Source organism: Flavobacterium johnsoniae (assembly GCF_030388325.1).
Lineage (GTDB): Bacteria > Bacteroidota > Bacteroidia > Flavobacteriales > Flavobacteriaceae > Flavobacterium > Flavobacterium johnsoniae_C.
In genome coordinates this window covers 5,180,572-5,207,217 of sequence record NZ_CP103794.1, presented here as the reverse complement: position 1 = coordinate 5,207,217, position 26,646 = coordinate 5,180,572, and the positions used below count along the sequence as shown (strand labels likewise).

At 33.1% G+C, this 26,646-nt stretch carries 19 protein-coding genes and 2 tRNA genes; 10 read left to right on the top strand and 11 right to left on the bottom strand.

The genetic code is table 11. From position 1 onward, the window contains the following. Positions 1-25: 25 nt before the first annotated feature. The 3 genes from NYQ10_RS21985 to NYQ10_RS21975 all read left to right on the top strand — a co-directional run bounded on the left by NYQ10_RS21985 (position 26) and on the right by NYQ10_RS21975 (position 3,928). Positions 26-1,258 carry a glycoside hydrolase family 27 protein gene (locus tag NYQ10_RS21985; RefSeq protein ID WP_289878262.1) on the top strand — a complete coding sequence of 411 codons (1,233 nt, stop codon included), beginning with the start codon at positions 26-28 and terminating at the stop codon, positions 1,256-1,258. Between the two features lie 12 nt (positions 1,259-1,270). Then, the gene (locus NYQ10_RS21980) at positions 1,271-2,233 is read left to right on the top strand and encodes a glycoside hydrolase family 5 protein (protein WP_289878261.1); all 963 of its coding nucleotides are present in this window, start codon (positions 1,271-1,273) and stop codon (positions 2,231-2,233) included. A 603-nt stretch (positions 2,234-2,836) separates the two neighbouring features. Continuing rightward, the gene (locus NYQ10_RS21975) at positions 2,837-3,928 is read left to right on the top strand and encodes an outer membrane beta-barrel protein (RefSeq protein ID WP_289878260.1); all 1,092 of its coding nucleotides are present in this window, start codon (positions 2,837-2,839) and stop codon (positions 3,926-3,928) included. A gap of 430 nt (positions 3,929-4,358) precedes the next feature. On the opposite strand, the gene NYQ10_RS21970 is transcribed toward NYQ10_RS21975, so the two are convergent. The 5 genes from NYQ10_RS21970 to NYQ10_RS21950 all read right to left on the bottom strand — a co-directional run bounded on the left by NYQ10_RS21970 (position 4,359) and on the right by NYQ10_RS21950 (position 9,962). Next, complete coding sequence (locus NYQ10_RS21970; protein ID WP_276172504.1) at positions 4,359-5,261, bottom strand: N-acetylmuramoyl-L-alanine amidase; 903 nt, start codon at positions 5,259-5,261, stop codon at positions 4,359-4,361. A gap of 27 nt (positions 5,262-5,288) precedes the next feature. Next, the gene (locus NYQ10_RS21965) at positions 5,289-5,849 is read right to left on the bottom strand and encodes a hypothetical protein (protein ID WP_289878258.1); all 561 of its coding nucleotides are present in this window, start codon (positions 5,847-5,849) and stop codon (positions 5,289-5,291) included. Positions 5,850-5,890: 41 nt separating this feature from the next. After that, the gene (gene rimO / locus NYQ10_RS21960) at positions 5,891-7,204 is read right to left on the bottom strand and encodes a 30S ribosomal protein S12 methylthiotransferase RimO (protein WP_229349212.1); all 1,314 of its coding nucleotides are present in this window, start codon (positions 7,202-7,204) and stop codon (positions 5,891-5,893) included. 176 nt (positions 7,205-7,380) lie between these two features. After that, positions 7,381-8,883, bottom strand: coding sequence for an OmpP1/FadL family transporter (locus NYQ10_RS21955; protein ID WP_289878257.1), 1,503 nt, complete (start codon positions 8,881-8,883; stop codon positions 7,381-7,383). Between the two features lie 38 nt (positions 8,884-8,921). Further along, entirely contained in the window at positions 8,922-9,962 is a 1,041-nt protein-coding gene (locus NYQ10_RS21950) for a hypothetical protein (protein WP_289878256.1), read from the bottom strand. Positions 9,963-10,063: 101 nt separating this feature from the next. Here NYQ10_RS21950 and proS point away from each other — a divergent pair, with 101 nt between their 5' ends. The 4 genes from proS to rpsT all read left to right on the top strand — a co-directional run bounded on the left by proS (position 10,064) and on the right by rpsT (position 12,215). Beyond that, positions 10,064-11,542, top strand: a complete 1,479-nt coding sequence (gene proS, locus NYQ10_RS21945) for a proline--tRNA ligase (RefSeq protein ID WP_289878254.1) — start codon at positions 10,064-10,066, stop codon at positions 11,540-11,542. A 78-nt stretch (positions 11,543-11,620) separates the two neighbouring features. Continuing rightward, positions 11,621-11,692, top strand: a tRNA-Glu gene (locus NYQ10_RS21940). A gap of 45 nt (positions 11,693-11,737) precedes the next feature. Then, positions 11,738-11,809: transfer RNA gene (locus tag NYQ10_RS21935), tRNA-Glu, on the top strand. Between the two features lie 154 nt (positions 11,810-11,963). Then, on the top strand, positions 11,964-12,215 hold the full coding sequence (rpsT, locus tag NYQ10_RS21930; RefSeq protein WP_091492106.1) for a 30S ribosomal protein S20: 252 nt from the start codon (positions 11,964-11,966) through the stop codon (positions 12,213-12,215). Positions 12,216-12,367: 152 nt separating this feature from the next. Here the strand turns inward: rpsT and NYQ10_RS21925 are convergent, their stop codons facing one another. Further along, entirely contained in the window at positions 12,368-12,775 is a 408-nt protein-coding gene (locus NYQ10_RS21925; RefSeq protein WP_289878253.1) for a response regulator, read from the bottom strand. A 5-nt stretch (positions 12,776-12,780) separates the two neighbouring features. Then, entirely contained in the window at positions 12,781-14,490 is a 1,710-nt protein-coding gene (locus tag NYQ10_RS21920; RefSeq protein WP_289878252.1) for a PAS domain-containing sensor histidine kinase, read from the bottom strand. Positions 14,491-14,658: 168 nt separating this feature from the next. On the opposite strand from NYQ10_RS21920, the gene typA reads away from it, so the two are divergent. Further along, positions 14,659-16,455, top strand: a complete 1,797-nt coding sequence (gene typA, locus NYQ10_RS21915) for a translational GTPase TypA (RefSeq protein ID WP_289878251.1) — start codon at positions 14,659-14,661, stop codon at positions 16,453-16,455. Between the two features lie 119 nt (positions 16,456-16,574). Here typA and NYQ10_RS21910 read toward each other — a convergent pair whose 3' ends face one another. Genes NYQ10_RS21910 through NYQ10_RS21900 form a run of 3 tightly spaced genes read right to left on the bottom strand, consistent with a single transcriptional unit; the run spans position 16,575 to position 20,688 of the window. Beyond that, positions 16,575-18,923, bottom strand: coding sequence for a T9SS type B sorting domain-containing protein (locus NYQ10_RS21910; RefSeq protein WP_289878250.1), 2,349 nt, complete (start codon positions 18,921-18,923; stop codon positions 16,575-16,577). A 13-nt stretch (positions 18,924-18,936) separates the two neighbouring features. Next, positions 18,937-19,773: an ABC transporter permease gene (locus NYQ10_RS21905; protein ID WP_289878249.1), complete on the bottom strand. Its 837-nt coding sequence runs from the start codon at positions 19,771-19,773 to the stop codon at positions 18,937-18,939. A 3-nt stretch (positions 19,774-19,776) separates the two neighbouring features. Continuing rightward, positions 19,777-20,688 (bottom strand): ABC transporter ATP-binding protein, encoded by a 912-nt coding sequence (locus tag NYQ10_RS21900; protein WP_289878248.1) that lies wholly within the window; start codon positions 20,686-20,688, stop codon positions 19,777-19,779. Between the two features lie 106 nt (positions 20,689-20,794). Here NYQ10_RS21900 and NYQ10_RS21895 point away from each other — a divergent pair, with 106 nt between their 5' ends. Together NYQ10_RS21895 and NYQ10_RS21890 are read left to right on the top strand one after the other, a co-directional pair. Continuing rightward, positions 20,795-21,847 carry a hypothetical protein gene (locus NYQ10_RS21895; RefSeq protein WP_289878247.1) on the top strand — a complete coding sequence of 351 codons (1,053 nt, stop codon included), beginning with the start codon at positions 20,795-20,797 and terminating at the stop codon, positions 21,845-21,847. A gap of 71 nt (positions 21,848-21,918) precedes the next feature. Continuing rightward, positions 21,919-22,782, top strand: coding sequence for a hypothetical protein (locus NYQ10_RS21890; RefSeq protein WP_289878246.1), 864 nt, complete (start codon positions 21,919-21,921; stop codon positions 22,780-22,782). A gap of 98 nt (positions 22,783-22,880) precedes the next feature. Here NYQ10_RS21890 and NYQ10_RS21885 read toward each other — a convergent pair whose 3' ends face one another. Next, positions 22,881-26,624 carry a metallophosphoesterase gene (locus NYQ10_RS21885; protein ID WP_289878244.1) on the bottom strand — a complete coding sequence of 1,248 codons (3,744 nt, stop codon included), beginning with the start codon at positions 26,622-26,624 and terminating at the stop codon, positions 22,881-22,883. Positions 26,625-26,646 lie beyond the last annotated feature (22 nt).

Genomic DNA, 26,646 nt, shown 5'->3' with positions numbered 1-26,646 from the left:
TTATAATAATTTAAGTTTTTGTAAAATGAAAAAAATCGCTTTGTTGCTCGCTTTAAGTTTGTCTAGTTTAGGTTTCAGTCAAGGAAATACACATAAACGGCAAGCTGGAAAATTTGAAGGCCTAGCTATGACACCGCCAATGGGATGGAATTCGTGGAATACTTTCGCAACTAATATTGATGAGAAACTGGTAAAAGAAACTGCAGATATAATGGTTTCTTCTGGTTTGGCTGCTGCGGGCTACAATTATATAGTATTAGATGACGGTTGGATGACACACGAACGCGACGCAAATGGTGATTTGGTTCCAGATCCTGAAAAATTTCCTAGCGGAATGAAAGCGGTAATTGATTATGTTCATAGTAAAGGTTTAAAATTCGGTTTATATAATTGTGCAGGAACAAAAACTTGCGCTGGTTATCCTGGAACAAGAGGTTATGAATATCAAGATGCAAGATTTTATGCGAAATTGGGAATCGATTTTCTAAAATACGATTGGTGTAATACAGAAGGAATTACAGCAAAAGAAGCTTACGCAACAATGAGTAATGCGCTAAAAACTGCTGGAAGACCAATTGTTTTCAGCCTTTGCGAATGGGGAGATAATCAGCCTTGGGAATGGGGAAAACCTATTGGAAATCTTTGGAGAATTTCAGGCGATATTTATCCTTGTTTTGATTGTGAATTTAAACATCCGGAAAATTGGTCGTCTTGGGGATTTATGAAAATTGCTGATATGAGAAAAGATATTCGTAAATATTCAGGTCCAGATCATTGGAATGATTTTGATATGATGGAAGTTGGAAACGAAATGAATGATACAGAAGATAAAACCCATTTTGCGATGTGGTGTATGCTTTCTTCTCCTTTGTTTACAGGAAATGATTATAGAAAAATGTCTAAGGAAACGTTGGCAATTTTAACAAATAAAGAATTGCTTGCTGTAAATCAGGATAAACTTGGAGTTCAAGGTTTTAAATATGCTATTTTAGATGGAGTAGAAGTTTGGGTAAAACCACTTTCTGATGGAGCTTGGGCAGTAAGTTTTGTAAATAGAACTGAAACTTCGAAAAAAATTAATTTTGATTGGAAGAAAAATACCATTAAAGATGTTGATTTTGGTTATGAAGCGGATTTTTCTAAAACAATTTTCAAAATAAAAGATCTGTGGAAGAATAAAGAAGTCGGAAATACTAAAAAGGTTTTTGCTTCAGAAATTGCTTCACATGATGTTATAACATTAAAATTAATTCCTTAAAAAGTTGTCATTATGAAATCAAAAATTTGGTTTGCTGCTTTTTCTTTTTTGCTGATTGCGAATGTTTGCAAAGCACAATTCGTAAAAAAGCATGGACAATTAAGTGTTCAAGGAACGCAGTTGGTGGATAAAAATAGCAATCCTATTGTTCTTCGCGGATTAAGTTTTGGCTGGCATAGTTTGTGGCCAAGATTTTATAACGAAAAAGCAGTAAGCTGGTTGAAAAAGGATTTTAATTGCAATGTAGTTCGCGCCGCAATGGGAATTGAACTTGGGGATCATTCTTATATAAAAGATCCAGAATTTTCTAAACAGAAAATAGAAGCGGTTATAAACGGTGCTATTAAATCTGATATATATGTAATTATCGATTGGCACAGTCATAATGTCAATTTGAAAGAAGCTAAAAAGTTTTTCGACGAGATGTCAAAAAAGTATGCCAAGTATCCTAATATTATATATGAGGTTTTTAATGAGCCAGATTATGAAACTTGGCAGGAGGTAAATGCATATTCGGAAGAAATAATTAGAGTTATAAGAGAAAACGATCCTAAGAACATTATTTTGGTCGGCTGTCCGCATTGGGATCAGGATATTGATCGTCCTGCCGAAGATCCGATAACTGGCTATACTAATATAATGTATACGATGCATTTTTATGCAGCAACTCACGGGAAATATTTAAGAGATAGAACAGACGAAGCCATAAAAAGCGGTTTACCTGTTTTTATTTCAGAATCGGCTGGAATGGAAGCTTCTGGTGATGGTCCTTTAGATTATAAAGCTTGGCAAGATTATATCGATTGGATGGAATCTAAAAAACTCAGCTGGATAACTTGGTCAGTTTCCGATAAAGATGAAACATGTTCTATTTTGAAGAAATCTGCCAATTCTGAAGGAAAATGGAAAGAGGAAGATTTAAAAGACTCAGGAATTAAAGTTCGAGAATACTTGAGAAAGTATAATAAGGAATAAAAGTTGGTTTAATTTTTTTTAAAAGCCTGTTCAGTTATTGAGTAGGCTTTTTTTGTTTTGCAAGTGTGTTTCCTTTAGAGAAAAAGCACTTTCAAAGCAAGCCAAAAAAGTAAGTTTCTAAAGCTATTTTTGTAAGAATTGTGTTTGATGAATATTTTTTATTTTTCCTTGATTAGATTATTCTGTGTTTCTGGGTTTTTGTTTTTATTTTTTAATGTACCCCTATTTTTTATGGGGTATTTATTTTTTGTCGTCTTTTTTTAGTTGTTTAATGTTTGTTTTTGTAGTAAAATTTGCTTTTTACCCTGTTATTTTTGAAAAAACTCTTAAAATTTTGTTATTGAATTTTCAAAAACAATTATCGATAAATATGAAATAATGATTATTGGAAGATTAATTTTTGTAATCCGTAATTCTTTACTCAAAACGCCAAAAAAGTAGTTTTGAATTATTCTGATGATGCAAAAGTTAATAAATTCGCTAATGAAAATGATGATGATTTGAGGCGAATGAAAGTTCTTAGAAATGACTTATACTATTGAATAGATATATAAAAGATTAACTAACCAGAATCAATTTAATAACTAAAAACCAATTTAAAACATGAAAAAAGCATTTTACATTTTAACCGCCATGTTAACAAGTTTTTTTGCCTTTGCCCAAGAAGATGAAGCTGCCGCTCCACCTGCAACCACTTGGGGAGGTTCTGCTGATGCGTATTATAAATATGATTTTTCAAAACAAATGAATGGATTAACGAGCTTTACCAACTCTCAGAATTCATTTGAATTAGGAATGGCATCTATTGAAGCAGGTCATACTTTCGGAAAAGCATCTGTATTTGTAGATTTAGGTTTCGGAAAAAGAGCAGCAGAGTTTTCATATAATGAAACACCGGATAAAGATGCAAGTGCAAAATTTTTAATTAAACAATTATATTTTACATATAATGTGACAGACGAATTCAAATTTGTAGCAGGTAGTTTCGGAACTCATATTGGATATGAAGTGTTAGATGCAGTAGATAACAAAAACTACAGTATGTCTTACGCTTTCTCTTACGGACCATTTTTTAATACTGGTTTGAAAGCGCAATATACTTCTGGTAAATTTACTGCGATGTTAGGACTTACAAATCCAACAGATTTCAAATCTGCAATGGATGCGGGATCTTATCAAAAAACATTTATCGGACAAGTTGGGTATATTGGAGATACAGGAAGTGCTTACCTGAACTTTACAACAGGAAGTACTAATCCGATTCCAGGAAGTATAATTCCAGTTTCAGATGAAAACAAAACACAGTTTGATTTAACAGCATCTAAAACAATCAGCGATAGTTTTGCACTTGGTTTAAATGCAACTTACGCTAAAACTAAAAATGATTTTGACAGCACTTTAGATGGAGAATGGTTTTCTATCGTAGGATATGCAAACTACTCTTTCAGTCCGTCATTGCTTTTGGCTTACAGAATGGAGTACTTTGATGCTAAAGATGCTGCTCCAAGTCTTGGAACATTAGCTGGATCAAGTGTTTTTGCAAATACTGTTTCTTTAAACTTTAAAGTTGGAAAACTGACAATCATCCCAGAGTTAAGATACGACGCTGCATCTGAAGATATTTTCGTAGATAAAGATGTAATGCCAACAGGAGGAAACTTCTACGGATTAATTGCTACAACATACTCTTTCTAGAGATAAAGATTGATATTTTTTTTTTTTTTGGAGCTGTCGAAACATACTAATGTTTTGGCAGCTTTTTTATTTCTAGTTGTTAGTTGTTAGTTGTTAGTTGTTAGTTGTTAGTTGTTAGTTGTTAGTTGTTAGTTGTTAGTTGTTAGTTGTTAGTTGTTAGTTGTTAGTTGTTTGGGCTTTAATGGCTATAAAAGTCTAGTTATATTGTATATATATTGAAGATTTGCTTCGGATGTTATTCTTGTATTTTCAGTTCAAATATCTATCTGTAGAGGCGCACCGCAGTGCATCTACTTCAAATAATGAAAATCATAAGAGGATTTATAGTTTATTATTAATAGATATATAGAAAGCAAAATAGAATAAGATTTAAAAAAAACGCATTTCTATTTTTGTAGAAATGCGTTTTTATATTTTGAATCAATTTTATTTATTGAACCTGTTTTTTGTAAATCGAATAAATCGTGTCAATTGTTTTTCTATCTAAAACTGACGTTGCATCAGTTTGAATATAATGTAATTTGAAAGCTTGAATTGCTGCGGTCAAATTTTTGGTGTTATAGCCGATAATTCTAAGTGCTGGTTCAATTTTAAAATCGAATGGTGCTGGTTCTAAAACTTCGTCTGGCCAAATTCCAAATCCTTTTTCTGCAAGTGTTTTCCAAGGAAATAAAGCACTTGGGTCTTGTTTTCTACCCGGAGCAATGTCAGCATGACCTAAAAAGTTTTGAGTCGGAATGTTGTAATCCTTTTTTAATTTGGTTAACAAAGCAACTAAACTGCTAATTTGTGCTTCTGTAAAAGGCTTAAAACCGTTATTGTCCAATTCAATTCCGATAGAGCAAGAGTTTAAATCGGTTGTTTTTCCCCAAGTAGAATTTCCTGCATGCCATGCTCTCAGATAATCATTAAGCATTTGTACCACTTTTCCATTTTCAGAAATCACATAATGTGCGCTTACTTGTGTTTTTGTTTTTGTAAAAGTATTAATTGTCTGCTGAAGAGAATCTTGAGCAGTATGATGAATGATAACAAAACTTGGTTTTCTTAAGTTGAAATTTACAGTTCCGATCCATTCAGTGTTAATTCCGTTTTGTAAATAAGTTGAGTTTGTTTTAGATAAAGTATCTTTTACAATTCTCAACTGTTGCGCATATGAAGTGTCAATCACAACTGTAGTGGCAGGAATTGGTTTTGCTTCTTTATTTGTAATTTGATTCTCTAAGGTCTTTAATTGCTGGTCATATGCTTTTTCCGTGTTTTTATACGGATTTGTAGAGCAAGAGCTGATAATGGCAGCCAAAAGCAGATAACAAAAAAGCTTTTTTGTCATAATACGTTGTTTTATAAGTTTAAACGATTATTCAGAGATTTTCGTATCTGTAATTTCTTTTACTTCTTTAGAATCTTTTGAGTCTTTTGAATCTTTATCTTTTTTCTTTTTAGATTTAGTTTTCTTAACTTCTTTCAAAGTATCCATAAAAGTCTTGTATTTCTCAACTTGATCTGGATTTAAGAATGCGTTAATTTTTTTATCTGTACTTTCTCGTAAAGCTTTTATTTGCTCAATTTTTTGATCTTGACTACTGCTTTCGTTTTTTAGTAAAATACCTTGTTCTCTAATGCTTTCTGCTAAAACATTTGTAATTGCAATTGCTTGTAGCTCATCAAGATTTACTTGAGGTTTCATTTGTTCAACAACTATAGCTGCAGTTTCTTCAGGAGGAGTTTCTTTAGGTTTGCTTGGAGTACCTTGCTGTTGTCCTCCCATCATACTTCTGTCCATTCCCATTCCGCCACCTCTTCCGTAGCCGTTTCCATAACCATTACCATAGCCATTGTTGTAACCTCCATACTGAGCAGAAGCGGAGAAACAGAATAAGCTAAAAACTAAAATAAATAAAGTTTGAATTGGTTTCATAAAAGTATTTTATCTAAGATTAACAATTGTTTAGTGTAAATTTAAGCAGGTTCTCCGTATAAATCAAATTCTGTTGCTTCTATTATCTTGATATTAACAAATTCTCCAGTTTTTACGTAATGTTTAGAGGCATCGATTAAAACTTCATTATCAACATCTGGACTATCAAATTCTGTTCTTCCAACAAAATGTGCGCCTTCTTTTCTGTCTATAATACATCTGAATACTTTGCCAACTTTTTCCTGATTTAAATCCCAAGAAATTTGAGATTGCAATTCCATAATCTCATTTGCTCTCGCTTGTTTTACGTCATCTGGAACATTATCTTCCAATAAATAAGCATGAGTATTTTCTTCATGAGAATAAGCGAAACATCCCATTCTGTCAAATTTCATTTCTTGAACAAAATCTTTCAAAATTTCAAAGTCTTCTTGAGTTTCTCCCGGATAACCAACAATAAGAGTTGTTCTAATTGCCATTCCTGGAACTGCTGCACGGAAATCTTTCAATAATTGAGTCGTTTTAGCTTGAGTAGTTCCACGACGCATTGATTTCAAAATAGAATCTGAAATATGCTGTAACGGAATATCAATATAATTACAGATTTTTGGCTCGCGTTTCATTAATTCTAAAACATCCATCGGGAAACCAGTAGGGTAGGCGTAATGCAAACGAATCCATTCAATACCTTCAACTTTTGCCAGTTCTTCTAAAAGTTCGGCAAGATTTCTTTTTTTATAAAGATCAAGTCCGTAATAAGTTAAATCTTGAGCGATTAAGATTAATTCTTTTACGCCATTTTTTGCTAAACCTTGTGCTTCTTTTACCAGTTTTTCAATAGGTTGCGAAACGTGAGAGCCTCTCATTAAAGGAATTGCACAGAAACTGCAAGGTCTGTCGCAACCTTCAGCAATTTTTAAATAAGCATAATTTTTTGGAGTTGTTGTTAAACGTTCTCCAAGTAATTCATGTTTATAATCTGCTCCAAGTGCTTTTAATAATTGAGGTAATTCTGTAGTTCCAAAATATTGATCCACATTTGGAATTTCTTTTTCCAAATCTGGTCTGTAACGTTCAGATAAACATCCTGTAACGAAAACTTTGTCAACAAGTCCTCTGTCTTTTTTGTCAGCATATTCCAAAATCATATTTACTGATTCTGCTTTTGCATTGTCAATAAAACCACAAGTGTTGATTACAATAATGTTTCCTTCTTTTTCTGCAGGAGCTTCATGTTCAACTTCTTTTCCATTAGCACGCAGCTGTCCCATAAGGACTTCACTGTCATAAACATTTTTTGAACACCCAAGAGTGATTACGTTAATTTTGTTCTTTTTTAAAGACTTGGTTCTCATACTTTTATAAATTGGAGTGCAAAATTACACTTTTTTTATTCAAACAGCACTAGTTTTAAAGTTGTTTTAGCTGTTTTTTATGAAGTTAGTGTGTGGAAAAAGCTTTAATAATGATTAAAAAAAATCCGCCAAGTAAAAAACCTGACGGAAATTTTCATTAATCTATTTAATTTTAATTACAATGCGAATAATAAGGTAAGCGTTACATTGTTCAATTTAGAATTAATGTTTGCGCCGTCTGTAAAACCTGTTGAGAAAAATCCTTGATTTGATTTTCTATGAGCGTAAGAATAAGCTAGATCTAATTTTGTTCCTCCAAAATCATATCCTAAACCGCCAGAAAAGCTGTTTAAATCTCCTATTGTATTTTTATTTTTGTATGGACTTCCTTCAAAACGATATCCGCCGCGTAAACTTAATTGGTTGATTTTGTATTCTGCACCAATTCTAAGTTCATCGTTTCTTTTTAAAGCGCTGCTTATGTCAGCGTTTACGCCTCTAAATCCATCATCGTTAGTTGGTTTGAATTTGCTGTTTCCGTAGTTTTTTGTAGAATAGTCAATGCTTATTAAACCTGATTTTCCAAAAACATAAGCTGCACTAAGAGTCCATTTGTCAGGAGTTTGTAAAGTGTATGAATCGTATACGTTTACAACATTTGGATTAACAGGATTGTCAAATGTGTCACCAGCACTAGTTTCAGTTGTTGTGAATAAGCTTTGTGAAACTTCATCGTAAAGAGTGTACCAAGTATTTGATTCGTAAGATAAACCTAATCTAAGAGCTTCTGTTACTTTTCCTATTGCTCCCAGTTGAAAAGAGAATCCGTTTCCGTAAGTGTAAAGCTCATTATTGAAACGTAAATTTGAAATTGTTTCGTAAGTTTCTAAAGGATTATTGTTGTATTCGTAAAAACTTGAAGTTCTTCTATAATCTGTCACGTGAACATTAAGATTCGCTCCAAAATAAAGTCTCTCTTTGTAAGAAGTTGAAATATTGAAACTTGCTTTACTGTTGTAGCCTCTCGTATAAATTTCGTTTTCTTGGTGATAATTTCCACCTGCAGGAACGTTAGAGATATAAGCGGTGTTATTTGGGTTGTCTGCAACGGGATTAATTACGTACCCATCAAAACCAAAAAACGCTTGCTGTTCTCTATAAGTCAAATCTTCATAAGGATTATTGGTGATTCTTCCTAATGGAATGCCATTTGCATAAGCTAAGAAATAACCGTCAACTGAATTAGTTGGATTTGTTCCGGCAGAAAAAACACTATTGTTGAAATTGTTTGTATTCTCGTACATTGCGCCAATTGCAATTTTATTCCATCCATTATTAGGATTACGATCTTTAAAAACAAAAACACCTCCAGCTTGGTTTAATATAAATGAGTTTTCTTTCTCAGAAGTCTGAGTGCCAAAATAATTAGAATTGTTTTTAATATTCTGATTGCTGAAAGATACACCAACTTGGTTTGTGTTGAATATTGCTGAACCTGCTGGATTTACGCTTAAAGCAGATAAATCTCCTCCAACTGCGCCGAAAGCACCACTCATTGCTCTATATCTAGCCGTTCCTGTTATATTGTCTTGAGCATAACGTAACGCGTCTGAAACGTCTTGAGAATATGAGGCGCTGACAGTTAGTCCTGTTATAAATAGGAATAGTATTTTTTTCATTTTGATAAGTTTTAGTTCGAAATTATTGGGAGAAAAAATTATCTTCTTCCTCCACCGCCGCCAGATCTCATTCCTCCACCGCCGCCTCCGCCGCCAGACGATCTCATGCTTCCGCCTCCGCTATTGTTCATTGAACGTGATGGGCTAGGGCTGTAGCTTCTAGATGAGTTGCTGTTGCTGCTAGGAGTGTAACTTCTGTTTGTAGTTCCGCTACTATTATTGTTGTTGTAAGATCTTCTGTTGCTATAAGTGCTGTAGTCTGAACCATTTGAAGTGGATCTTCTATTTGTAAATGTTGGAGTTGATGTTCTTCCGTTTACTGTAGAAGTTCTTCTGAAATCGGTGTAACCGTTGCTAGACCTGTTAGTTGTGTAATTTCTATTTGTAGTATAGCTACTTCTGTTAGTGGTGTAGTTTCTATTAGAGTTGTAACTTCTGTTAGAAGCATAACCTCTGCTTGACATATATCCTCCTCTGTCTGAGCTGTAGTTTCTGTTGCCATAATAAGCTGCAGAACCTCTTCTTCCGTAGGTGTAGTTGTAATTGTTGTAGCCGTAATAACCGCCGCCCCAATATCCTGGATAACCCCATCCCCAGCCTGGTCCCCAGTAGCCTGGATAACCCCAGCCACCTCCCCAGTAGCCTCCTGGGTATCCCCAGCCCCAGCCACCACCGTAACCCCATCCGTAGTATGGATATCCCATTCCGAATCCGAATGACCACATTGGATCTGAGTATACATTTACGGAAACTTCAGAATTACTGCTTCCCCAAGCCGGATAGCCTACAGATGCAGTCTGAGTGGTGTCGTTTTCTGCGTAATTAGTGTAATTGTCTACGTCTGTAAATATTTCAGTTGGCTGATTGTCATCTTGCATAGATCTGAAATATTCTTTGTATTGATTGTTCGTGCCGTTTGAATTAGACTGCACGTAGCTGTTTGATGAGTTACCATATACACCGTCATTATCATGATAAGATGAATTTTGGTAAGAACCACACGAAGTTAGCAATAAACTCAATAATCCGATTAAGTAAAAATGATTAGAGTTTTGGCGAATAGAAATGTTAGTTTTCATATCTGTGGTGTTTTTTATTGTTGCACATTACAAAAATAGTTAGTTTTGTCAAACTATTTAGTTAAAATTATTAAAACAAAATTTGTGCCAAACTATATAATATGAGTAAGAACCTCACTACAAGATCAGAAGATTATTCGAAATGGTATAACGAGCTGGTTGTAAAAGCAGATCTAGCTGAAAATTCAGGAGTTAGAGGATGTATGGTTATTAAACCGTACGGATATGCTATTTGGGAAAAAATGCAGGCTGAGTTAGATCGAATGTTTAAAGAAACAGGACATCAAAATGCTTATTTTCCTTTATTCGTGCCGAAGAGCATGTTTGAGGCTGAAGAAACGAATGCTGAGGGATTTGCAAAAGAATGTGCCGTTGTGACGCATTATAGATTAAAAAATGATGAAGATAGGCCCGGAAAATTAATGGTTGATCCAAATGCAAAACTAGAAGAAGAGCTTATTGTTCGTCCGACAAGTGAAGCAATTATTTGGTCTACATATAAAGGATGGGTACAGTCATATAGAGATTTGCCTTTGTTGATTAATCAATGGGCTAATGTGGTTCGTTGGGAAATGCGTACGCGTTTGTTTTTAAGAACTGCAGAGTTTTTATGGCAGGAAGGGCATACAGCTCACGCTACAAAAGCAGAAGCTATTGAGGAATCTGAGAAAATGATGAATGTATATGCAGATTTTGCTGAAAACTTTATGGCAATTCCTGTAGTGAAAGGATTTAAAACAGAAACAGAACGTTTTGCAGGTGCTGATGAAACTTATTGTATTGAAGCTTTGATGCAGGATGGAAAAGCTTTGCAGGCTGGAACTTCTCACTTTTTAGGTCAAAATTTTGCAAAAGCATTTGACGTTAAGTTTGCTAATGCGGAAGGAAAACAAGAACATGTTTGGGGAACTTCTTGGGGAGTATCAACTCGTTTGATGGGGGCTTTGATTATGACGCATTCAGATGATCAAGGTTTGGTTCTGCCTCCTAATTTGGCGCCAATTCAGGTGGTAATTGTTCCTATTCATAAAACAGATGAGCAGTTAGCGCAAATCACTGCTGCGGTTAATGAATTGACTGCAAAATTGAAAAAACTAAAGATTTCTGTAAAATATGATGACAGGACGACTCAAAAGCCAGGATTTAAATTTGCTGAATGGGAATTAAAAGGTGTTCCTGTTAGAATTGCTGTTGGTCCGAAAGATTTAGAAAACGGAACTTTTGAAGTGGCAAGACGCGATAATTTGTCAAAAGAAGTTGTGGCTTCAGAGAAAATTGTTGATTATGTAAATGATTTGTTAGAGCAGATTCAGAAAGATTTGTTTGATAGAGCTTTGAATTATCGTAATACACATATTACAGAAGTAAATAGCTTTGAGGAATTTAAAGAGGTTTTAGAAGGTAAAGGAGGTTTTGTTTCAGCACATTGGGATGGAACTGCGGCTACCGAAGAAAAGATAAAAGACTTGACAAAAGCTACGATTCGTTGTATTCCTTTGGACGCTGTTGAAGAGGCGGGAACCTGTGTGTTTACTGGTGGTCCTTCTTCGAAAAGAGTGCTGTTTGCAAAGGCTTATTAAAAAAAAATAAAAAAATTAGCATCAGCTATTGTGCAACTAAAAAATAGATGTATCTTTGCATCCGCATTAGAGAAGCACGGTCCGTTCGTCTATCGGTTAGGACGCCAGGTTTTCATCCTGGTAAGGGGGGTTCGATTCCCCCACGGACTACAAGTTATATTACATATTGAAAAGTTTCCAAACTAGGAGAATTTAGGTCCGTTCGTCTAGGGGTTAGGACGCCAGGTTTTCATCCTGGTAACAGGGGTTCGATTCCCCTACGGACTACAAAATTAGTTGTAAATAAGTTTTGTAAAATAAGAATTGGTGTCTCGGTTTTTATTTTATTAGTTAAAACCAAAGTGATTGCTTTGCAATTGTGGGAGGTTTTTCTTTTTTAACTAGTATTTATAATAATTATTACATCTAAAATTGAAAGAAAATGGCAAATCATAAGTCAGCATTAAAAAGAATCAGAAGTAACGAAAAGAAAAGAGTACTTAACAGATACCAACACAAAACTACTCGTAATGCTATTAAAGCGTTAAGATTAGCTACTGATAAGTCTGATGCTGCTGCTAAGTTATCTACTGTAATCTCTATGATTGATAAATTAGCTAAAAAGAACATCATTCATGATAATAAAGCTTCTAACTTGAAGTCTAAATTAACTAAACATGTTGCTAAATTGTAATTAATACAATTTGCTAAAGATATTAAAGTCCTCTTTTAGAGGACTTTTTTTTGCTTTAACTCCAATAGAAATTCAAACAAAAAATAAAATCCAAATTCAAATCTATGTAAAGATTGGAATTTGGATTTTAAATATTTGGAGTTTTGAAAATTTTATAAATCAATTTTCTTTTTAAGATATTCTAACATCTGTTGTGTAACCGGTTTTGAAAGAAAATCAATGATAATTGGGTATTTTTTTGCTTTAGCAAGATCTTCGGGATCAATCGTTGAGGATAAAACAATTACTGGAGCAGAATTAAATTCATTATAAGCAGAAGAAGTAAAATGATCTAAAAATTCCCAGCCACCCATGATAGGCATGTTTAGATCTAAAAATATTAATTCTGGTTTTTTTTTATTTTTATCATTGGTGTATTTTAAGGTGTTGAAATGATGAAGTGCTTCTTCACCGTTTTGAGCTGTAATAACTTCATGCGAAAATGAAGATTTTGAAATTACTTTTTTGCATAGCATTAATGTGATTGGATCATCGTCTATGCATAAAATCTGCTCAAGCATAATAATTAGTTTTTAAATGTTATTGTAAATGTGGTGCCTTTGTTAACTTCACTATCTATGGCAATTGTTCCTCCCATCGTTTCTACTTGCGATTTTACAAGATAAAGCCCTAATCCTTTGCTGTCTGGATAATTGTGGAATCTTTGATATAGCCCAAAAACTTTATCTCGATTTCTTTCTAAATCGATTCCTATTCCGTTGTCCTTAAAGGTGATTATTGCCTTATTGTCTACTTGTTCGGCTATAATAGCTATTTTTAGTTTTCTGTTTTCAGATTTGTATTTTATTGAATTGGTTAGCAGATTAAGTAAAATGCTTTCAATATACGCTTTATTTATTATTAGCTGTGGCAGTTTGTCAAACTTAAGTTTGATAATGGGTTTGTGTAATTCAATTTGGAAGGATAATTGGCTAAAAACATTTTCAAAAACTTCTTTTAAAGAAACTTCTTCTTTTTGCATTGAAGGATTGTCTTTAATAATAATGACTTTCACTAAATCATTAATTGTTTCGTTAAGCAAATGGGTAGATTTTGTAAATCCTGCTAAGATTTCTTGGAGTTCTTCATTCTCAATCGGAATATCTTCAGTTAAGTTTAGAAGTCCAATTAGATTAGATAATGGAGCTCGAAGGTTGTGAGAAGTTATGTAAGAGAACTGCTTAAGATCTTTGTTGTTTTGAGTAAGTTCTCGAATAAGATGTTCTTTTTCTGTTTCTAATTTTTTTTCGTCTGTAATATCTCGCTGTATAGAAATCCAGTGGGTAATAACTTCATCATTATTAAAAATCGGAATCATAGAGAAACGTACCCAGTATTCTTCCTTGTTTTTGGTATAAGTAATAGTTTCGATTAGGCATTCTTCTTCGTTTTTTATTGCCTTTAATAATTTTTTTAATTCGTCAGAATCAGATTTTGGGCCTTTAAAAATATTGGCTGATTTTCCAATTATTTCATTAGACTGATAACCTGACATTTGTGAAAACGCTGGGTTAACATAAACGATTTTTGGAATTTTACCGTCTGGCGAATTGGCTTCTGTAATTAAAATAGAATCTTTAGATTGTGTAATTACCGTTTCCAGAAGTTTTAAACGTTGTTCTTCTTCTTTTTGTTTAGTGATATCCTGAATGGCTCCAATCATTCTGATGGCTCTTCCTTTTTCATCCTTTAATAAAAAACCCCTGTCTAAAACATATTTGTAAGTGTCATCTGCGCATCTAAAACGATATTGATCCTGCCAATTTTGTGTTTTTTGTTCAATAAAAGAGTAGAGTTTTATTGACATTCGGATGCTGTCTTCAGGGTGAATTTTATCAAACCACCATTTTGAAGTTTTGCCCACTTCTTCTGGGTTGTAACCAAAAACGCTTTCGATTCCTTTGTTCCAATTGATGCTGTCTTCTTGAATTTTCCAATCCCAAATTGTGTCGCTTGTTGCTTTTGCTACAATGTCATATTTCTCGTTAGATTCCTTTATGTCTTCATTAGTTTTGTTTAACTTTTCGAAAATGCTAATATTCTTTTTTTCGTTTTTTGAAAGTATGAAGCTAAAAACTATTCCCGTTATTAAAATGAATGAAATATCCTTCAAGAGCGATAAAAGCGGGTATTGAGAAAGTGAAAAGTAGGTTGTTAGTAATTGATGACAAATAATTGCCATAATTATCGTTATGATGGTGTAAATAAGAGTAATTTGGAGAGTTTTACTTTTCATTACTCCAAATATAGTTAAATTAACTATAACTAAACATATGTTAATGTCAATTTAAGGGCTATATTTTGATGAATTATATTAACTAATTGATTGTATATACGTAAACTATATTAGAAACGTTTTTTTTATCAAAATAAAGTGTACCTTTGCGCCCATTAAAAATCACAGATGGAATCTATTAGAAACATTGCAATTATTGCCCACGTCGATCACGGTAAAACCACTTTGGTTGATAAAATTATGTATCACTGTCAATTATTTCGTGAAAACGAGAACACAGGTGATTTAATCCTAGATAATAACGATTTAGAGCGTGAGAGAGGTATTACAATTACTTCTAAAAACGTATCAGTTCAATATAAAGGAACAAAAATCAATATTATTGACACTCCAGGCCACGCGGATTTTGGAGGTGAAGTTGAACGTGTATTGAACATGGCCGATGGTGTATGCTTACTAGTAGATGCTTTTGAAGGACCAATGCCACAAACGCGTTTCGTGCTACAAAAAGCTATTGACTTAGGTTTAAAACCATGCGTGGTTATTAACAAAGTTGATAAAGAAAACTGTACTCCAGAAGAAGTTCACGAAAAAGTTTTCGACTTAATGTTTGAGTTAGGTGCTACTGAAGAACAATTAGATTTCCCAGCTGTTTACGGTTCTGCTAAAAACAACTGGATGTCTGATGATTGGAAAAATCAAACAGAAAACATTGAGCCATTATTAGACATGGTTATTGCTAATGTTCCAGCTCCTAAAGTTTCTGAAGGTACTCCTCAAATGTTAATTACATCTTTGGATTTCTCTTCATTTACAGGTCGTATCGCTATTGGTCGTCTTGAAAGAGGAACTTTAAAAGAAGGAATGCCAATTTCTTTAGTAAAAAGAGATGGTAAAGTTATCAAATCAAGAATTAAAGAATTACACACTTTCGAAGGTTTAGGCCGTAGAAAAGTTGAAGAAGTAGTTGCTGGTGATATTTGTGCTGTTGTAGGTGTTGAAGGTTTTGAAATTGGTGATACAATTGCTGACTTTGAAAATCCAGAAGCTTTACAAACGATTGCTATCGATGAACCAACAATGAGTATGTTGTTTACAATTAACGATTCTCCTTTCTTTGGTAAAGAAGGTAAATTTGTTACTTCTCGTCATATCCGTGAAAGATTAACGAAAGAGCTTGAAAAAAACTTAGCAATGAAAGTTGGAGAAACTGATTCTGCTGATAAATTCATGGTTTTTGGTCGTGGTGTACTTCACTTATCTGTTCTTATTGAAACAATGAGAAGAGAAGGATATGAGCTTCAAATTGGTCAGCCACAGGTTATCATCAAAGAAGTTGATGGCGTTAAATGTGAGCCAATTGAGGAATTAACTATCGACTTACCAGAAAATCTTTCAGGTAGAGCGGTTGAATTCGTTACAATCCGTAAAGGTGAAATGCTTTCTATGGAAGGTAAAGGTGAGCGTATGATTATTAAATTCAATATTCCATCTCGTGGAATTATCGGTTTAAGAAATCAATTACTTACTGCTACAGCTGGTGAGGCTATTATGGCACACCGTTTCATAGGTTACGAACCATACAAAGGAGAAATTCCTGGACGTAACAACGGTTCATTAATCTCAATGGAAAACGGAAAAGCTATTCCTTACTCTATCGATAAATTACAAGATCGTGGTAAATTCTTCGTTGATCCAAATGAGGATATTTATGAAGGTCAGGTTATTGGAGAAAACACTCGTAGCGACGATATGACTGTTAACGTTACTAAAACGAAAAAACTTTCTAACGTACGTTCTTCTGGAGCTGATGATAAAGCTAGAATTATTCCAGCTATCAAATTCTCTTTAGAAGAAGCTTTAGAGTACATTCAAAAAGATGAGTATGTTGAAGTTACTCCAAAATCTCTTCGTTTAAGAAAGATTTACTTAAGTGAAACTGATAGAAAAAGATATAAAATCTAATTAGTTTTTCTTTCAATATAAAAAATCCCAAATTCCTCCCGAAGCCTCGGGAATGGAGTTTGGGATTCTTTTTTTACCGTATTTTAGAATTTGGAATTTAAATTTTAGAGTTTAAATTTTTATCTTTTTAATGAGAAATGACCTTTAACAATTTTCCCGTTTACAAATAAAAGCGTAAACCAATAATCGTCTGAAGGTAATTCTTGTCCGTTGAATACTCCATTCCAGCCAGAACTATTTTGATTCATTTGTTTTAATAGTTTTCCATAGCGATCAAAAATAGAAATACTATAATCTGGCATTTGACCTATATTTTCAATTGCCCAAAGGTCGTTGTAACCATCTCCATTCGGAGTGAAGAATCGAGGATAATCTAAAACATAAAGCAAAAATGAATTAGAAATGCCACATCCATGTTTGTCTCGAGCTGTTGCATTATAAATGCCTGATTTTACTTGCCTAAATGTAGGATCGTCTTGGAAAGTATATCCGTCAAGCGAGAATTCATAATTACCAACTCCAGTATATAAAACTTGAACAGAATTATCTATTCCAGAAAAATCTTTTACGTCAGCTCCAGTAATGAATGCTGGTTCAGATAAAATTACTTTAAATGTTTTTGTTTTTTGACAGTCATTTGAGTCAGTTACCACAATCTTATGATCTCCAGCTGTATTAATTATTGTTGAGTTAACATTATCTCCATTTGACCATTGATAACTTTTAAAACCAGTTGCAACCGATAAAGTCATTTGTTCACCTTTGCACAAATATAAAGTCTCGTCTTCAAAATTTGGAGGATCAAAAGTGTGTACAACTAATTGTATAGGAGCGATATCATAGCAATCTGGACCGTTTATAGCTCGAACATAAATTGTTTGATTATTCGGAATTGTATTTTTAAAAATATTCGGCAACGGATTTGTTTCGGATAAAGCATCATCTGCCGTTAAGAAGTAATTGACAACCAATCCAGAAGGAAGTGTTGTCATAATTTGCGGTGTTACTTGATCGGCCAAATTAAATTGATATAAACCATCTTGTTCTGAATCTTCGTCGCATGTTGCAAATGGAGGCTGATCTGGAATAATATAAGGAGATACATTTAGCAAAATTTGCGGAGTTGCAAAACAACCAAAAGTATTTTCGATTCTAGCATATACAGTTTGATTCGGAAATTTGTTGAAATATTTTTTTGGATTAAGAATTGGATTTACTTTGTTTCTCGCATTTGCTAAAGTTTCATAATAACCTTGATTGGTGATTTGCGAAACGTTGTTTTTTACAATATTGGCTACTTTAGTTAAATCAAAAAATGTAATTCCATCAGTATCATCGTCACATTGTAATATAGAAGTATTTGTTGATTTTATTTCTTGGGTAAATTCTACCGAAATTTCTCCTGTTGCTATACAGGAAACATTGTTTAAACTTGCTTCAACTTTGTATGTTCCTGGCGTTATTACAGCATAGGTTGGCGTTGTTGCTCCAGATAATAACACATAATTGTTAGAAGCGTCTTTTATGTACCATTTAAAAGTATAATTGGCGCCGTTTAATTTTGTGTCTAAAACAAAATTTTCGCCAAAGCAAACCGGATTGTCATTAGCAAATGTTCTATCTTCTCCAAAATTGATTTTACTTAAAAAACTGCCTCCTTCTATAAAAACTGCTGAATGGAAATTTCTAGTTAAATCATCAGCAACAACCAATTTCAGGTGATATTTTTTATTAGGAACTACATCTGTAAAAGCATTCATAACTACAGTTTGTCCTGCGTAGTTAATTGGACTTGATGGTGAATTATAACCGTTAAAGTAATTTTCGTTAATCGCATCACATCCTGGTTTTGGAACTCCTTGAACAATGGTGCTATTGATTCTAGGATGGACCGTTGTGGCAGAAACAGCGGTAGTTGTGTTGGGTAAAACAGCTAAATTTTTATAAGGTTCTGTTGTTCCGACTTCTTTAATCAAGAAAGCAAAACCATCTGAATAAGAACATGGGTAAAAAGATTGATACTCATTCGAAGCAAAAAAATAATTAAAGCTTATTGAACTGGTTGAAGGCGTAAAATCAAATTCTAAAACAGTTGCTTGTGTACTTGTAGAAGTTCCTAAAGCAGTGTTCAAATCTTCGTCACCATCCCAAGACATAATCTTTTCTCCTATAGAAGTTGCCTGATTATATGGTCCTTCAGCATTTTTACTAGAAGAAGTGCTTAAAACAAGTCCGCTAGAAAAAGGAAAATTGTTTCCCGCTGTAAAAGAACCATAACTTTGTTTTCCTGGTATTGGATTTCCAGAAGCATTTATATTTTCTATACTTAAGCAAGCACTGTTGATTAAAATATTTTTAACTAAATCTTCTGGAGTTACATTCGGATCAACAATAATATTTTGGGCACTAGTTTTAGACCAGACACAGAGTAAAAGGCATATAAAAAGTGGTATTTTTGGATAATTCATAGTAGCAAATATACTATAAATCTCTATTTTTTAATAATTTATACGAAGAAGATATAAATACCAAAGTCCATACTAATACGATTAAAATTGCTGAATAACTTACGCTATAATCAATATCCGTACTAATGCCCATTTGTGTGCCAATATTTTTAATAACAGATAATCTTGGACCTGGGTTAACAATCAGATTGGACATTGCTTCTAAAGGCAAAAACTGTGTAATCATTTCATCAGTATCGCTTTCAGGAAAAATTTTAAAAGCTAAAGTTCCTCTTATAATTCCTTCAATTATACTCCAAACCAAAAGAAATCCCAATGCAAAGGCAGAACGTTTTACTAAAATTCCTAGAAATAAACAGAAAGAAAAGAAACCAGTTAGTTTTACAAAAAAGGCTAAGAGGTAATCTAAATCGCTAAAAATGATGCCAAATTCAGTATAAGATGAAAAAGATAATCCTAAAATCAAACTCATTATAAAAACAAAAACTGTAGATCCGAATGCAAATAAAGTCACTGTCAAGAATTTTGAAAGTATAAATTCTTTTTTGCTCAAACCATCAATTAGATTTTGTTTTAAAGTTCCGTAACTATATTCATTAGCCATCATAGAAACAATTACAATTGCTAAAAAGAATTTTAACCAAGCTGCTACGTACGTATTAAAATGCCAGATAAAAGGGAAATTAAAAATTCCCATTTCGGCTAAATGAAATTTAAATGGACCAATATCAAATTTTATGGCAGCAATAAGCGCTATAAAAGAAAGTAATATGAAATAAGTTAAAGTTAAAATTCTACTGGCTTTATTCATCCAGATTTTTTGTAATTCTATAGAGAGAAGTCTTTTCATGGTTTAGTTTTTTTGAGCAATTGCATTTTTGGTTAATTCTAAAAACTGAGCTTCTAAACTGTTTTTGCGTTTTACTAAATGACTTAAAACAATATTTTTAGAAAATAAAAACTGATTTAAATCTGAAGCAGATAACTCAGAATTCAGATAAACTAAAATTTTTCCATCTTCTTCAGCAATTCGATCTATAGCAGGATGTTCTTGCAAAACTGTTTTCAAAAGCAAATTGTCATTAGATTGTACTTCAAAGAAACCTTCGTTTGATGCCATTCCATCAACCGAACCAGAATATAAAATTTCCCCTTTTCTTAATACAATTACTTCAGAACATACTTTTTCTACTTCGTCTAATAAATGCGATGCGAGTAAAATTGTAGTTCCTTGCGACGCAATTTTTCTAATAATATCTCGAATCTGATGAATTCCCTGCGGATCTAAACCATTTGTTGGTTCATCTAAAATTAAAATTTCAGGATCGTTTAATAGAGCAGAAGCAATTGCCAGACGTTGTTTCATGCCTAAAGAAAAAGTACTGAATTTGCTGTCTTTCCTATCGTTTAAACCAACTAATTCCAGTTTTTCGTTTACTTTAGAATAATTGATGTTTTTGATTTTGCAAACCAATTTCAAATTTTGTTCAGCCGTCATATAAGGATAGAAATTTGGTCTTTCTATAATAGCTCCGACTTTTTTTAAGGCTTCGTGGGTTTCCACTTTTCCATCAAACCATTTATAATTTCCAGATGATTTATTTACAACATTTAGCACAATGCCTAATGTAGTCGATTTTCCGCTGCCGTTTGGGCCAAGAATGCCATAAACGCGACCTTTCTGTATGGTAAAAGATACATTTTTTAAAGCCTGAATTCGGCCGTATCTTTTATTTAGATTTTCAATGGTTAATATGGTTTCCAAATTTTTCAGGTTTTAGTTTTAAGTATGACGAGTCAATTTGAATTTTGTTACTTTAAATTCTAACTTTAAATCGTATTGATGTAAATTTGTATTAAAGATATTCAAAATGAGCGAGCCTTTAATGGTTTTAAAAAAACCTTCATATCCTTTAACACAGCCACTTTTAAGTTATTTAGAACGATACGAACGTATTTCTAAAGTTTCTGTGTTTTATGATGATTTGCTTCGTTTTTCGGGTTCAATTAATGTTTACGATAAAAATGATACAGACACGCTTTGGATTCGTGTTTATTATGGAGAATTTGAACGAAGCGAAATTGATTTAAACCTAAAGAAAATTTATTCGCTTTTGCATTCTGACGGAAATAGTGAAATCATTCAGTATCTAAATGTTGACGCAATTGATTATTGTACTTTCGGAAATTCGAAACCTTTTAGAATCAAAGTCAGAAATATTCTCAATGACAATTACGTTCATTTTTACATCAAAAAAGCCGATGCTTCCAGAATTTATGGATTAGAGTTGGAAGATATTCTTTCGCCAGATAAAATCAATTTTTTGGTTTATAAAGATACTTTGATAGAAGAACATATTATCGGAATTCCAGGCGATGTTTTTATGGATACTTTGTTGGACAGCTGCTCTGAAACCGAAAAAGCACAAATTGCAAAAGAGTTTGTAAAGTTTAACGAACGCTGTATGATTCGTCTTTTGGGAGATATGCGCGCTTACAATTATGTGATTGTCCCGATTCACGATTTTGATCAAGTGGTTTATAAAATTCGACCAATCGATTTTGATCAGCAATGTTATGAAGGGAATTTTAAAGTATATCGTCCGCAATTTTTCAAGGAAAACTTTCCGATGATTCAATTGATTAAAGAAAAGTTAGAAGAACGTTCGATCATTCAGTATAAAGATGAAGAAAGAGCGATTTTGGCAAAACGTATTCATTCGGCAGAAACCAGAATTCATAAATTGTTGAATATAATGTGCCACGATACAATTTCGACACATGAACATTTATTACAATTAAAAATGGAATTGTACCGATATACCAACGATATGAAATTTAAAAATGCAAAATCAATGGGGCACGTTATGCACGCAGCGTTCGAATTTATTACACGTAATTTTAAAAATACACATTTAGTTTAAAAATATTTTCAAAAAACATCTTTGCGATCTTCGCGTAAACTTTTGCGAACTTTGCGGTTAAATAAAAAATTATGAAAAAATCAATTTTAGTTGTAGTTTCAATAGTTTTACTGGCTTGTCAGCAACAATCTAATTCTAATTTAAAAGAGCTTTATTCGCTTCCGAAAAAATTAAAAGAAGTTTCTGGAATTGCTTATTTTCCTGAAACCAATATTCTTTATACTTTGGAAGACAGCGGAAATAAAAATGCGATTTATGCTATTGATTCTAAAGGAAAATTAGCTAAAACGATAACTATTTCGAACGCGACAAATGTAGATTGGGAAGACATTACAAAAGACAAAACAGGAAATATTTACATTGGTGATTTTGGAAATAATGACAACGAAAGAAGAGATTTATGCATTTATAAAGTTGCTAAAAATCAATTGAATAATGATTTAGCAAAAGCCGAATATAAAATTTCATTTTCGTATCCGGAACAAAAAGAATTTCCGCCAAAGAAAAAAGAAATGTTTTATGATGTTGAAAGTTTCTTCGAACAAGGAGGTTATTTCTATCTTTTTACCAAAAACAGAAGCAAAGGCTTTGACGGAACAGCTTTTATCTACAAAATCAAAAACGCTCCAGGAACTCAAAAAGCAGTTAAAATTGGAGAATTTAAAACCTGCAATAATTACAATCATTGTGTTTTAACAAGTGCGACAATTAGCCCAGACGGAAAAAAAGTTGCATTATTAAGTCATGATAAAGTGCTTTTGTTCAAAGGTTTTAAAGGAGATTTATTTCATAAAGGAACCCAAACGCAAATAGAATTAAATCTCTTCTCACAAAAAGAAGCGATCGTTTTTAAAAACAACAATACCCTTTTAATCGCCGATGAAAAAGCCGATAAAATAGGAGGGAACGTCTACGAATTTAAATTGACTTTTTAAGGCTCAAAGTAGCAAAGGCACAAAGGTTCAAAGGCTTCTATTAAGATAAATAATAAAAACCTTTGAACCTTTGTTACTCTGAACCTTTGTGCCTGAAGTTAAAAGCTATAAGCCGCTCCAAAAATCACCCTTCCAATTTCGTCAGGAGATTTAAAGTATGAAATTCTGGCAGTCAAAACATTAATAGCGTTTAACCAAAGTCCGCCGCCGTAATCGTGGTGCCATTTTTTAGAATCTTCACCATCAAGCCAAACTCTTCCATAATCAAAACCACCTAAAATTCCATATGTGAAAGGAGCAATAGTTTTTCTGATTCTACCAATACTCAAACGTAAATCAGAACTTTGTGAAAAATAAGAATTTCCTAAGAAACGCTCATTTCTAAATCCTCTTAAATCAGTATCGCCGCCTAAAGCTGCACCTTGATAAAATTCATAATTATTATTGAAAATAGCTTTTCCTTTAAGATAACTTGCCAAAACCAGTTTTCCGTTTTTATCAATTTTATGCGTAAATCCTAAAGCACTTTCTAAAGTAGGAAAGTTTTTGCTAGTTTCATCAAGATTAGCAGTCCAAGTTCCAGCAATCATAAAAAACATTCCTAAAGTTGGTTTCGCTGCAAAATCAGAATTTTTGAAAAGATATTTCACTTTCAAACTTCCATAATTCTGAGTATTAAAAACATCTGGATTTACAATTCCCGGAATATTAATATATCTATTTTCAGTTTCTTCAACCGTCATTCTTTGGAAAATTGGCTGAATACTAAATTCACTTCCATATCTTCCAACATGTCTAATCGCGCCAGAAGCATTAAATTTTCTAATACGAACTCGGTTATAATCCAAACTCAAATCATCATCATATTGCGCTTCATTTCCGTATCCAAAATAATTCATTGCAAAATTTGGAGTTGTATAAAGTGATTCAACATCAATAACCCATTTCCCTAATAATCCAGGGAAATGTGCCGCATAATTAAATTCTAAACCTCCAGTTGCGAAGTAATAAAAAGCATTTAAAACATGTCTCTGCGTGTACGGATTCTGTTTAAAATTATTAACAGTATAATTTAAATTAATACCCACTTTTACACCATCATCAGGATTAAAACCAATATTTGGAAGACCAGAAACTACGTTATATTTTGGTTTTTCATAATTGTATAAGTTAACATCGTAATCGTCTGTTAACTGAGTCTGTGTTTTAGTCCCGAGGCCTCGGGATAAATTATAAGTATTTTGCTTTGATTTAAAATCATATACAATAACTTTTCTTCCGTTTTCAATGTTGTAAGTGTCATTGTTCTGACCACCAATTAATCGAATTTTAATATTTGATTTGTAATTTCCTTTAACTTCAAAAATATCATCATCATCTAAACCATAAATCCATAAGTTTTTGGTTTTAGCATCGGTAACCGTTTTGGTATATTGCAATTCGTCGCCTTCTTTTTTAGCTCTGAAAACCTGAATTTCAATACTTTTTTTAGCGTTATGGTTCAAAACAAACTTGTCTTTTTTATCCGTTCCGGCAATCATAACCGTTCTGCTTAGAACATTAGCATAAATTGCAGCATATTTTTGAAGTTCTTTTTTGCGATTTTTTAGTTTTCGAATGATTTCATCAACGGTTTCATCCTGAACTTCTTTTGGCATGTTTTTAAAAGATTTTTCAATGTCAGCATCCGATAAATTATCCTGAATATATTTTGCTTGTTCAATCCAATCTTTTTGGTCAGCCGTTTTTAAGAAAGCCAAATCCTGAGGGTAAGGTTCTCTACTTAGCCATTTTACATTGCCAATTTTATCTTTAAAAGTACGCATGTGGCGCAATGCAGGAATATTCATTAAAATAGAAAGCAAAGCTCCATCGTATTTTACAAATGCCTGATCTCTGTCGCGCGGAATAGGTTTGTAAATTACTTTTCCATCTTTTTTAAATTCCGCCCAGCGCCATTGATCGCTATGTCTGTCCCAATCACCAATTAAGATATCAAACAAACGAGCTTTTATGTATTCTTTTTCGTCAACTGAATATTTTTCATCTTTATGAAGATTTAGCATCAAATCATCAGTTCCAATTATATTACTTGGATTTCCGAAATTTTTTCCATCCAAATGATTATCCGCTGGTCTTTCTTCAATCATATATAATTGATCTCCAAAACCCGCATTGAATTCGCCCAAACCATTTTGTCTTGGAATATAATAAAGTATCGGATTTGTATGAAGAAGCCCAATTTTATTAGACATTCCATCAATCGCGTAAGGCGCATACGGGTGAGAAGTGGTGTAAAAATCGAATAAGAAACTTTCTGCATAAGTATCTTCAAAATCATTTACCACATATTGATCTTTAAAAGCAACAGACTGTAAAAATACTGTGGCACTTTTTTTCATGCCGCGCATTACAAATTCACGACCTTTTGGATCAGACATTCTCAAAGAAACAGATTGATGCCCGCCGCCTTCGCGAATGGGTTTCAAACCGCCTTTTAGAGTGTCAACAGTTGCAACTGTGGCTTCAATTGGCATGCTGTAATATTTTCTATAATGTTTTCCGAACAAAAAGCTATGCAACCAGCTTTTATCAGTCATTTTAGAAGAATAAATTGAGGTTGTAATTTTAGATGGAAATTTATTCGGAATATCTGAAGCCCAGTTAATTTCTTTGGCTTTTATAATTTCACGCTCAAAAAGTAGTTTTTCTTTATTGTTTTCATTTCCATAATAAGAAACTTTAGCATCGCCGCTTTTAAAAAGAGTTAAAGTTGCGTAACCATTTCCGCCGTATGAAAAATCATTTTCATTTATTGCTCTTGCCGCTTCAGATTTAGATCCGGCACCGCTAATAATCTGCTGAATATTTTCTTTGCTGATATATTGAAGATTATGATCGTGTCCAGAAACCACAATTACGTTTTTCTGCTTTTGCAAAAGCGTTTTTATTCGCTTAGCATAAATTGTGTATTGTTTATTTTGAATGTCTTGCGGACTTACACCAGAAGTTTTTCTCAATAAATTAATAAACGAACCAATAATTGGCAAAGGAATTTTTTGCTCTAACGGGAATAATTGTTTCTCTAATGAAAACTGTCCGCCGTGTGTTCCGTTGCTCAATAAAGGGTGATGAATAGCAAGGACAACTGTTTTTTCTTGATTTTTGTTTAAAATATTTTCCAGTTCTTCAAAAAAAGCTTCTCTGGTTTTAATCTCACAATTATCATTTATTGTTGGATGATCGTCCCAATCTTCCAAAAACCATTCACTATCAATAGTTACTAACGTTGTGGTACTATCTATTTTTACATCTTCAATTGGGCATGACTTTCTTGGTAAAAATGCCTTCTTATCATTTAAGTGTTTTGTAACAAAATCTGCTTGTAATTCAAGCCCTTTAATGCCGCTGTACCAATCGTGATTTCCAGGAATAAAAACGGTTTTTCCTCGATAACCGTCGGCTAATTTTAATTGATTAGTCAGCTTAGTTTCGGCTAAAGCCTTGTCTCCAGAATTTTTATCACTCGGAAAACCTTTCGGATAAATGTTATCTCCCAAGAAAAGCAACGTCGATTTTTTATTGGCTTTTTTCAGTCTTTTATGCAACAGTTCAAGTGTCTGCTGTGCTTGCTCTTCATCAGCATTTCCAGCATCGCCAACTAAATAAAAAGTATGCGCAATTTTTATAGTATCTGTAGCGTTTTCATTTTCGTTCGCGCTTACATTTTTTCCATATTGAGGCTTGTGAGTTGCACAAGAATAAACAAGAAAAAGTATTGCCAAAGCAATAGCTCTCGTTTTAATTTTTGCAATAAAATGATTATCCAAAAACAATTTCATAATTTAGTGGTATAAAAATATT

What these genes read in the sequence shown, in the direction of transcription:
- NYQ10_RS21895 (WP_289878247.1), top strand. Translation starts at nt 20,795, where the DNA reads ATGAGCGAGCCTTTAATGGTTTTAAAAAAACCTTCATATCCTTTAACA.
- NYQ10_RS21920 (WP_289878252.1), bottom strand. Translation starts at nt 14,490, where the DNA reads ATGAAAAGTAAAACTCTCCAAATTACTCTTATTTACACCATCATAACG.
- typA (WP_289878251.1), top strand. Translation starts at nt 14,659, where the DNA reads ATGGAATCTATTAGAAACATTGCAATTATTGCCCACGTCGATCACGGT.
- NYQ10_RS21905 (WP_289878249.1), bottom strand. Translation starts at nt 19,773, where the DNA reads ATGAAAAGACTTCTCTCTATAGAATTACAAAAAATCTGGATGAATAAA.
- NYQ10_RS21885 (WP_289878244.1), bottom strand. Translation starts at nt 26,624, where the DNA reads ATGAAATTGTTTTTGGATAATCATTTTATTGCAAAAATTAAAACGAGA.
- rpsT (WP_091492106.1), top strand. Translation starts at nt 11,964, where the DNA reads ATGGCAAATCATAAGTCAGCATTAAAAAGAATCAGAAGTAACGAAAAG.
- NYQ10_RS21970 (WP_276172504.1), bottom strand. Translation starts at nt 5,261, where the DNA reads ATGACAAAAAAGCTTTTTTGTTATCTGCTTTTGGCTGCCATTATCAGC.
- NYQ10_RS21955 (WP_289878257.1), bottom strand. Translation starts at nt 8,883, where the DNA reads ATGAAAAAAATACTATTCCTATTTATAACAGGACTAACTGTCAGCGCC.
- NYQ10_RS21985 (WP_289878262.1), top strand. Translation starts at nt 26, where the DNA reads ATGAAAAAAATCGCTTTGTTGCTCGCTTTAAGTTTGTCTAGTTTAGGT.
- NYQ10_RS21925 (WP_289878253.1), bottom strand. Translation starts at nt 12,775, where the DNA reads ATGCTTGAGCAGATTTTATGCATAGACGATGATCCAATCACATTAATG.
- NYQ10_RS21910 (WP_289878250.1), bottom strand. Translation starts at nt 18,923, where the DNA reads ATGAATTATCCAAAAATACCACTTTTTATATGCCTTTTACTCTGTGTC.
- rimO (WP_229349212.1), bottom strand. Translation starts at nt 7,204, where the DNA reads ATGAGAACCAAGTCTTTAAAAAAGAACAAAATTAACGTAATCACTCTT.
- proS (WP_289878254.1), top strand. Translation starts at nt 10,064, where the DNA reads ATGAGTAAGAACCTCACTACAAGATCAGAAGATTATTCGAAATGGTAT.
- NYQ10_RS21975 (WP_289878260.1), top strand. Translation starts at nt 2,837, where the DNA reads ATGAAAAAAGCATTTTACATTTTAACCGCCATGTTAACAAGTTTTTTT.
- NYQ10_RS21950 (WP_289878256.1), bottom strand. Translation starts at nt 9,962, where the DNA reads ATGAAAACTAACATTTCTATTCGCCAAAACTCTAATCATTTTTACTTA.
- NYQ10_RS21965 (WP_289878258.1), bottom strand. Translation starts at nt 5,849, where the DNA reads ATGAAACCAATTCAAACTTTATTTATTTTAGTTTTTAGCTTATTCTGT.
- NYQ10_RS21980 (WP_289878261.1), top strand. Translation starts at nt 1,271, where the DNA reads ATGAAATCAAAAATTTGGTTTGCTGCTTTTTCTTTTTTGCTGATTGCG.
- NYQ10_RS21890 (WP_289878246.1), top strand. Translation starts at nt 21,919, where the DNA reads ATGAAAAAATCAATTTTAGTTGTAGTTTCAATAGTTTTACTGGCTTGT.